The sequence below is a fragment of the Nocardioides sp. genome (assembly GCF_004803405.1).
GTDB classification, from domain to species: domain Bacteria; phylum Actinomycetota; class Actinomycetes; order Propionibacteriales; family Nocardioidaceae; genus Nocardioides; species Nocardioides vastitatis.
In genome coordinates, this window is the sequence record NZ_SSXI01000023.1 from 1 (window position 1) to 7,931 (window position 7,931).

Annotated in this window: 11 protein-coding genes; 1 reads left to right on the plus strand and 10 read right to left on the minus strand. The window is 72.1% G+C overall.

Features of this window, described 5'->3' with window-relative positions; genetic code table 11:
- Nucleotides 1-169: 169 nt before the first annotated feature.
- From E7Z54_RS01870 to E7Z54_RS01880, 3 genes are read right to left on the minus strand one after another with little or no spacing between them, the layout of a single operon-like run.
- On the minus strand, nt 170-961 hold the full coding sequence (locus tag E7Z54_RS01870) for an alpha/beta fold hydrolase (RefSeq protein WP_168798116.1): 792 nt from the start codon (nt 959-961) through the stop codon (nt 170-172).
- Between the two features lie 28 nt (nt 962-989).
- The gene (locus tag E7Z54_RS01875) at nt 990-1,751 is read right to left on the minus strand and encodes a L,D-transpeptidase (protein ID WP_136431219.1); all 762 of its coding nucleotides are present in this window, start codon (nt 1,749-1,751) and stop codon (nt 990-992) included.
- 3 nt (nt 1,752-1,754) lie between these two features.
- A complete protein-coding gene (locus E7Z54_RS01880) occupies nt 1,755-2,546 on the minus strand; it encodes a ParA family protein (protein WP_136431221.1) in 792 nt (263 codons plus the stop codon).
- Between the two features lie 60 nt (nt 2,547-2,606).
- On the opposite strand from E7Z54_RS01880, the gene E7Z54_RS01885 reads away from it, so the two are divergent.
- Complete coding sequence (locus tag E7Z54_RS01885) at nt 2,607-3,380, plus strand: SDR family NAD(P)-dependent oxidoreductase (protein WP_136431223.1); 774 nt, start codon at nt 2,607-2,609, stop codon at nt 3,378-3,380.
- A gap of 159 nt (nt 3,381-3,539) precedes the next feature.
- Here E7Z54_RS01885 and E7Z54_RS01890 read toward each other — a convergent pair whose 3' ends face one another.
- The 7 genes from E7Z54_RS01890 to E7Z54_RS22840 form a co-directional block, all read right to left on the minus strand.
- The gene (locus E7Z54_RS01890) at nt 3,540-4,148 is read right to left on the minus strand and encodes a MarC family protein (RefSeq protein WP_136431225.1); all 609 of its coding nucleotides are present in this window, start codon (nt 4,146-4,148) and stop codon (nt 3,540-3,542) included.
- On the minus strand, nt 4,148-5,014 hold the full coding sequence (locus E7Z54_RS01895) for a PHP domain-containing protein (protein ID WP_136431227.1): 867 nt from the start codon (nt 5,012-5,014) through the stop codon (nt 4,148-4,150). Before E7Z54_RS01895 ends, E7Z54_RS01890 begins: the two co-directional genes overlap by 1 nt.
- 85 nt (nt 5,015-5,099) lie before the next feature.
- On the minus strand, nt 5,100-5,789 hold the full coding sequence (locus tag E7Z54_RS01900) for a DUF6758 family protein (RefSeq protein WP_168798117.1): 690 nt from the start codon (nt 5,787-5,789) through the stop codon (nt 5,100-5,102).
- A 96-nt stretch (nt 5,790-5,885) separates the two neighbouring features.
- Nucleotides 5,886-6,488, minus strand: a complete 603-nt coding sequence (locus tag E7Z54_RS01905) for a histidine phosphatase family protein (RefSeq protein WP_136431229.1) — start codon at nt 6,486-6,488, stop codon at nt 5,886-5,888.
- 23 nt (nt 6,489-6,511) lie between these two features.
- Nucleotides 6,512-7,132, minus strand: coding sequence for a TetR/AcrR family transcriptional regulator (locus E7Z54_RS01910; protein ID WP_206055956.1), 621 nt, complete (start codon nt 7,130-7,132; stop codon nt 6,512-6,514).
- A gap of 4 nt (nt 7,133-7,136) precedes the next feature.
- Nucleotides 7,137-7,676, minus strand: a complete 540-nt coding sequence (locus tag E7Z54_RS01915; RefSeq protein WP_136431231.1) for a hypothetical protein — start codon at nt 7,674-7,676, stop codon at nt 7,137-7,139.
- 11 nt (nt 7,677-7,687) lie between these two features.
- On the minus strand, nt 7,688-7,931 hold a 244-nt coding region (locus E7Z54_RS22840), incomplete at its 5' end, for a hypothetical protein (protein ID WP_168798118.1).

The window sequence follows — 7,931 nt, forward strand, 5'->3', positions numbered from 1 at the left end:
CGCAACCGCCGTCGTCGCCGCCGCTCCGGCGGCGCGGGCCGCGCGGCCGGGGACGGTCAGTCCGCGCAGGGTGGCACCACCACAGACGGCGCTGCGAAGACCCAGGACGCCTGAGTCCTACCAGAGCCCTCGGCCCCCAGATCTCGCCATCTGGGGGTCGAGCTCGTTTTCAGGCCATCGCTTCGCGGATGAGCCGCCACGACATCTCGCCGAGCGCTGCGTCCGCGGCTGCCGTCCCTCCGCGCTGCATGCGCTGACCGGCCCCGATCCGTCGCTCCCCGGGCAGGACGGCGCGGTGACCGGCTTCGGGATGGGTGACCAGGGTGGTGTCCATCCCGAACTGCCGGCGCCGGTGGACGATGTCCTCAGCGAACCGGACGCTGGGCCAGACCTGGTCGTCGCCGCCCGCCACGAGCACCAGCCGGCCGCGGATCCGCTCGACCTCGATCGTCGCTCGGGCCGTCGTGGCGGGATCGGCGACCAGGCTCCGTTCGTAGAGCGAGCGGTAGGCGGGCGGGTCCTCGGCGGGGAGCCAGTCCTCCACGTAGGGGACGAAGGGCAGTGGTCGTCCTTCGCGCGTCCAGTGCGAGGTCTGTCGGGCGCCGTCGATGCCGGCCCAGACGACCGACGTCGGCGCGAAGGCCACACAGGCGCCCACCCGATCATCGTCGGCCGCCGTCAGGAGCGCTGCTTCTGCGCCGAAGGACGTGCCGACCAACGCCAGGCGATCGCAGCGCTCGGCCAAGCGGTCCAGGGCGTTCTTGAACGTCTCGAGCGGCACCTCGAACGGGCCTGGCTGCTGACCGGGCCCGCCTAACCACCGCAGCGCGAGGGCATGGGCACCGGTCGAGGCGAGCAGTCGACCCCGCTGCTGGTCGACCCGGCCGCTCGACCCGGCCAGCACGAGCACGCCCCAGCCACTGGGTCGCTCGGGCTCGAACCATGCGCTCTCCGGCTCCATGCCAACCAACTTCGTCGAGCGCGGGCGGTCAGGTGGTGACGACCACGGTGGTGCCGATGGGCGCGAAGTCCCACAGCGCGATCGCATCGGAGCGCTTCTGGCGGATGCAGCCGTGCGAGAGCGGCGTGCCGAGCTCTCGCAGGGTCTGCACCGGCTCGCCGTCGTCGACCGGGATCGTGTGGAACCCGATCGCCGCGCCCGCGTCGCCGTGGGTGAACCGGACGAAGTACTCCATCGTCCCGGAGTCGTCGACGCCGGTGGCCCAGCGACTGCGGGAGAACACCTCGTAGGTGCCGGGATCCAGGTTGTCGTACACGCTGCCCGACGCGAGATAGGTCCGGAGCACGTCGTTCGCGGAGTCGACCAGCCAGACCCGCTGGCGGATCTCGCTGAACACGATCCGGCGGCCGGTTCCCGAGCTCGCCGGGAGGGCGGTACCGACCGGGTCGGCGGGCTCGGCGCGCTTCTGGCTGGTCAGCGGGGTGGCGGACCGGGCGGAGTCCGCGGCCGGCTCCTCGGTCGCGGGGCTGCCCGCCTCCAGCTCCACCTTCGCCGCCGAGACGTCCTCCGGCGCCTGGGTCCCCGGGCTCGTTGTGTCGTCCGTCGCACGATCGGCGCTGGTGAGGGAGGTCGCCGCGACTGTCCTCTCGCCTCCGCTGGGCAGCATCCCGAAGCCACCGGCGACCGCGATCAGAGTGACCGCGACAGACGTGCCAAGGACGGTGATCCGCCCGTAGCGCGGGCGGACCTCTGCCCGGTGGCGCCCTGCGACCTCACGTGCGTGCTTCACGACTCAGCGGGCCGCCCGTGCGATCAGGTTGCCGGCGACCTCGCGGTAGGCCTGCGCACCCTTGCTGCTCTTGCTCGTCGCGAGGATGGACCGGCCGGCGGCCGGCGCCTCGGCGAACTTGATCGTCTTGGGGATCGGCGGCTCCACGACCTCCAGGTCGTAGGTCTCCGAGATCGTGTCCAGCACCGCGCGGGCGTGGTTGGTCCGGCCGTCGTAGAGCGTCGGGAGCACGCCCCAGACCTCCAGGTCGCGGTTGGTGAACCGGCGGACGTCATGCACCGTGTCCAGCAGCTGGCCGACGCCACGGTGGGAGAGAGTCTCGCACTGGAGCGGGATCAGGACGCCGCCGGCCGCGGTCAGGGCGGCGACGGTGAGCACGCCCAGCGAGGGCGGGCAGTCGAGTAGCACCCAGTCGTAGTGGGTGCCGGACTCCTTGAGGTCCTCCATCACTCCGCGAAGGACGTGCTCGCGACCGGTGCGCGTCAGCAGGTCGGCCTCCGCGCGCGCCAGCTCGATCGTCGCAGGCAGCAGGTCGACGCCGTCGTCGGTCTGGATGATCACCTCGCTGACGTCGGTGCCCTTGGTGAGCACGTGGTGCACCGAGAGCTCGAGATCCTCCGGGTCGATGCCGAGGGAGAAGGTGAGACAGGCTTGGGGATCGAGGTCGACGAGCAGCACCGACTGGCCCCGCTCGGCGAGCGCCGCGCCGACCGAGGCGACGCTGGTCGTCTTGGCCACGCCGCCCTTCTGGTTGGCGACCGCCAGGATGGTCTGGGAGGCCTTCTCGCTGTTCATCGGTGCCCATCATGCCGGACAACGTCGCGCAGACGACGGAAGGCCTGATTGACTGGCGGCATGTCCTCGACATCCCGCCGCGCACTGGTCACCGGCGCCACCGCCGGGATCGGTCTCGAGTTCGCCCGCCAGCTCGCCGCCCGCGGGAACGACCTGGTCCTGGTCGCCCGCGACACCGCACGGCTCGACGCGACCGCCAAGGAGCTGCAGGCGTCGTACTCGGTGGAGGTCGAGGTGCTCACCGCTGACCTCACCGACCCCGCCCAGCTCACGCTGGTCGAGGAGCGCGTGGCGGACCGGTCCCGCCCGGTCGACCTGCTGGTCAACAACGCCGGCTTCGGGCTCCGGCACGGGTTCCTCGACAACCCGATCGAGGTCGAGCAGGCCCAGCAGGACGTGCTGGTCCGCGCTGTCCTGCGGCTGACCCACGCCGCGCTCGGCGGCATGGTTGAGCGTGGTCGCGGCGGCGTCATCAACGTCTCCAGCGTCGCGGCGTTCTTCCCTCGCGGCACCTACAGCGCCGCGAAGGCCTGGGTGAACTCCTTCAGCGAGTGGGCGCACCAGGAGTACGCCGACCGCGGGGTGACCGTGATGGCGCTGTGCCCCGGGTTCGTGAAGACGGAGTTCCACCAGCGGCTGGGCGTGGATCGCGACTCCTCGGCGCCCAGGTTCCTCTGGCTCGAGCCCGACCGGCTGGTCCGCGATGCCCTGGCGGACTTCGACAGAGGACGGGCCCTCTCGATCCCGTCCAAGCGCTACCGGGTGATCGTCACCACGTCCCGGCTGGTGCCGCGCCGCGCGCTCCACCGGCTGCAGTCGCTGGGCCGCAAGTAGCACGAACCGGCAGGGTTTGCGCCGCGAAGGGTCACAGTATGCGGCGCAGAGTGCGCCCCCTCGCGGCGCAGAGTGCGCCCCTTCGCACCGCAGAGTGCGACCCCTCGCGCCGCAGAGTGCGCCCCCTCGCGCCGCAGAGTGCGCCCCTTCGTGTGCGGCTTAGCCTTCGCCGGCGATGAAGGCCCGGACGGCGTCGGCGATCAACTGGACCGCGATCGCGGACAGCAGCAGGCCGGCGATCCGGGTGACGAGCAGGACACCGCCCTCGCGGATCAGGCGCAGGATGGGCAGCGAGAAGCGCATCGCGAGCCACAGGGTGACGTGGACCCCGATCACCCCGAGGGCGACGGAGAGGCCGCTACCCCAGCCGTCGATGTCCTGGACGAACAGCATGGTCGCGACGATCGCGCCCGGGCCGGCGAGCAGCGGCGTGCCCAGAGGCACCAGAGCGACGTTGGCGTCGGCGCTGGCGACCATCTGCTCCTCCTTGCCCGTCAGCAGCTCGAGCGCGACGAGGAGCAGCAGGAGGCCGCCCGCGCACTGCAGGGCCGGCAGCGAGATGTGGAGGTAGCTGAGGATCTGCTGCCCGAAGAACGCGAACAGCGTGATCACCAGGAACGACACCGCGACCGCCTGCCACGCCGCACGGCGGGCGGTGCCCGAGCTCCGGCCGGCCGTCAGGGAAAGGAAGATCGGCACCGTGCCGACGGGATCCATGATCACGAAGAGCGTCACGAAGACCTCGACGAGGAGGACGTACTCGAGCATCAGGCGGCCCCCACCAGGCCGGTGGGCGACCCCAGCGCAGCGGCGCGACTGAGGATCCGCTCGAGCTGCTCCGGCGTGGTCGTCTCGCAGCCCAGGGCGTGCCCCGCCTTCCCGGTTCCGTGGTGGTCGCTCGACCCGGTCACGATCAGGTCCAGAGCCTCGGCGATCTCCCGCAGCCGGGCCCGCTGCGCTGGATCGTGGTCCAGGTGGTCGACCTCCACGCCGTCCAGCCCTGCCATGGTGAGCGCCGCGAAGGCGCCGTCGTCCAGGACGTCCTGCGAGCCGCGGCCCCACGGGTGGGCAACGACGGACACGCCGCGCGCCGCGGTCACCAGCCGCAGCATGTCCTCGAGCTCGGGGGCGTACCTGTCGACGTACGCCGGTCCGCCCTGGGCGAGGAACCGCACGAAGGCCTCGTCGCGGTCGCGGACGACGCCGAGCCGGACCAGCATGTCGGCGACGTGCGGCCGCCCGGTCACCTCGTTGCCGCCGCTCACCTCGGCCAGCGCCTCGTCCGTGGCCGGGATCCCGAGCTCGCGGAGCCGGCCCATCATGGCCGGCAGCCGGTTCTCCCGACCGACGACGATCCTGGCGAGCTCGTCCTGGAGCCCCCGGTTTGACGGGTCGGGCAGGTAGGCCAACAGGTGGACCCCCGAGCCGCGGTAGCGAGTGCTGACCTCGATCCCGCGGACCAGGCCGACGCCGACCTCGGAGGCCGCTGCGGCCGCCTCGTCCCAGCCCGCGGTGGTGTCATGGTCGGTCAGTGCGACGACGTCGAGGCCGGCGGCTGCGGCCGCCCGAACCAGGTCGGTCGGCGGCGCACTGCCGTCGCTGACGCTGGAGTGGGTGTGGAGATCGATCTGCACCTGAGAAGGCTAGTGGCCGCGATTGTCGGACAACGACCCGACGATGGTGTCGTACCGGTCACCTCGACGGTCGTCTCGCAGCCGATCACCACGGCGGGCGGGGCCCACCGAAGGGCAGCGCGACCAGCTGCGGCCCGGTCTCGGAGACATCGCGCAGGATCCAGTCGTCGCGCAGCAGAAGTACGGCGGACGCGGGCCGCAGGACCAGCCACAGCCAGCGGCCCTCCGCCTCCCCGGCCACCACGGAGCGGTCCCACTCCCCCGCCGACGAGCTGACCGACACCGGCCACAGGCCGACCGGGTGGTTCCCCACGCGCACCCGGACCGTGGGCGGACCGTCGCCGACCTCCTGGCCGGGGTCGATCCGCTCGGCCCCGTGCTCCCCGGTCAGGCCCGCCACGCGCGCGCCCAGGCCGGTGCCGGCCTCCTCGCTGACCACCAGCACGTCGACCGGACCGTCGAGCTGACTGGTGCCGGAGACGCACGTCATGGTCGCCCGGGCGGTACTCCCCTTGGGGGCGACCGCGGCGAAGTCGGTCACGGCCCAACCAGGTCCCAGCGGCCAGGGTAGGTAGGTCGGGAACGGGCCGGTCCGTCGGAGGTGGCCGGCGAAGTCGTCGTAGGACGCCGCGACCGGGTGCCACAGCGGCACCACCGCTCCGTGCTCGGGACAGGACCAGCGCCCGTCACCGATCTCCGCGATCGGCGCGGGGCATCGTGGGCAGCCGACACGCAGCTCCGAGCGGTCCGGCGTGTCCGACGGTTCCGAGGACATGGCCGCCACGTTGCTGCGAGACGGCCCGGACGTCAAGCACCGCCACGGACAAGCCTGTCCGCCGCGGGATGCGAACGGCCGGCTCGACTTTGGGGATCAGCCGTTCCAGCGGAGCAGGACCGGCGTCTCCCGCTCGTACCCGAGCTCGGACAGGGTGGCCGTGTCCAGCCTGAACAGCCGACCCTCGGCGGCCGAGAGACCGAGCCATCGCGCGGCGAGCACCCGCAGCGACTGGCCGTGCGCGAACAGGAGCACCGGCCCCGACGCCGCACGGATCCGCTCGATCACGCGGTCGCAGCGGGCCGCCACCTGGTCGGCGGTCTCCCCGCCGGGGCAGCCGTGTGTCCACACCGACCAGCCGGGCACGTCTCTGCGGATCTCCACGGTGGTGCGGCCCTCGTACTCGCCGTACCCCCACTCGACCAGGTCGTCGCAGACCTCGGCGTCGGGGAACCCCGCCAGTTCGGCGGTACGACGAGCGCGGGCCATCGGGCTCCGGAGCACCTCGGCGAAGGAGATCCCGGCGAGCCGCTCCCCCAGGGCGACGGCGTCCTTCTCGCCCTCCGGCAGCAGCGGCAGGTCCGTCGACGACGTGTGCTTGCCGGACGCACTCCACTCGGTCGTCCCGTGGCGGGCGAGGAAGGCTGCACTCGTGGTGTGCACGGCATGGGAGGTCGCGCCATCGGCGGGGTCGGCCATGCCGGCCATCCTAGGCTGGACGGTCAGCTGCGCAGGTAGGCGGTGATCGCCTCGGTCAGCCCGCGACGCGCCTCCTCGGCATCGATATAGGGGCTGAGGTGACGCTCGTTGTAGATTCCGCGGATCGCGCCCGGGAGCATCAGGCGCACCCGCATCAGCTTGTCGTGGTCGACAGGGAGGCCGCGGAAGGACCGCTCGCAGATCTCGGTCCACTCCGCGTCCCAGCGGGCGATGGCCCGCGCCGTGTCGGGGAACGACGACTCGAGCTGCTCGCGTTGACGCGGCAGGGCCGCACGGAGGTTGTAGATCGCCACCGACCCGGGCATGTCCAGGGCCGACCAGAGCATCTCGACCACCGCCACGACCCGCTCGCCGAGATCGGTCTGCGACGGAAGCTCGTCGAAGACCGGGCCGCGATGCTCTGCGACGTACTCCAGCACCGCGGCCCAGAGCCCGTCGACGTCACCGAACTGGTGCTGGATCGTGCCCCAGGTGGCGCCTGCCCGCCTGACCACGGCGTTCGCGCTCACCGACTCCGGTCCGCCCTCCGCGAGGCAGGACAACGCCTGCTTGAGGAGCTGCTGCCTGGTCTGGAGGCCGCGGCGGTTGAGTCGGGTCCCCTTGGCGCTCAGCACCGTCGTCACAGCACTAGCTCCGGACGCCGGGGCGACAGACGCGACAGAGCGTGAGATGCGCGTTGTTCTCCCCGACTGGCTTCAGGTCGTCCCGATGCGCGATCAGCGAGCAGTCGCGGCGGTGCATGGTGGTGCCTTCCCCGGCGGTGACGGGGATGGCTCCGACGTCGACGCCGTGGTCGTCGGTGGTGGCGGCACGGCTGGTGATGTCGGCCAGCACGAGGAGCGTGTCCGCGAGCCGCTTGGACGACTCGCGTCCGTCGGCGGCGATCCGGGCGAGCCAGGCGCCGAAGTAGAGGAACCCGCCGATGAAGGTCAGGCCCAGGCCGAGCAGCCCTCCGGACACCAGGTAGGAGAGCTGGTCGTACTGGTACGGCGTGTTCGCCGCGCCGTACCAGCCGAGGATGATCACCACCAGTCCGAGCGGGAGCATGATCGCGCCGGCCCAGAACAGGAGGACCTGGAGCAGGGCGTAGTGGTTGTCCTTCAGGGGCGCGATCCCCGAGCGCGAGCCGGACTCGCCGACGCGGGGCAGCGAGGAGCTGCTGGACATGCTGGTCATGGTCATGCCTTTCGGAGGTCGGGGAGGCCGCTGTCGAGGCCATGGGGGCAGGAACCGCCGCCACCGAGGGCTGCGGCTCCGAGCCGACGGAACCAGCTGCCGGCGGCAGCCGCTGCGGCGAAGGCGCCGACCAGGAGCATTCCGGGGATGCTGAACAGGTCGGGGAGGCCGTCGCTGGTCGGGGCGGCGTCGACGAGGGTGCCGACGTCCCCGCTGGGGGCCGGGGCGGCACCCACCGGGGCGGGA

Bases quoted from the DNA above. Each gene is read 5' to 3' on its own strand.
- E7Z54_RS01870 (WP_168798116.1), bottom strand. From the start codon at position 961: ATGGAGCCGGAGAGCGCATGGTTCGAGCCCGAGCGACCCAGTGGCTGG.
- E7Z54_RS01880 (WP_136431221.1), bottom strand. From the start codon at position 2,546: ATGAACAGCGAGAAGGCCTCCCAGACCATCCTGGCGGTCGCCAACCAG.
- E7Z54_RS01885 (WP_136431223.1), top strand. From the start codon at position 2,607: ATGTCCTCGACATCCCGCCGCGCACTGGTCACCGGCGCCACCGCCGGG.
- E7Z54_RS01890 (WP_136431225.1), bottom strand. From the start codon at position 4,148: ATGCTCGAGTACGTCCTCCTCGTCGAGGTCTTCGTGACGCTCTTCGTG.
- E7Z54_RS01900 (WP_168798117.1), bottom strand. From the start codon at position 5,789: ATGTCCTCGGAACCGTCGGACACGCCGGACCGCTCGGAGCTGCGTGTC.
- E7Z54_RS01905 (WP_136431229.1), bottom strand. From the start codon at position 6,488: ATGGCCGACCCCGCCGATGGCGCGACCTCCCATGCCGTGCACACCACG.
- E7Z54_RS01915 (WP_136431231.1), bottom strand. From the start codon at position 7,676: ATGTCCAGCAGCTCCTCGCTGCCCCGCGTCGGCGAGTCCGGCTCGCGC.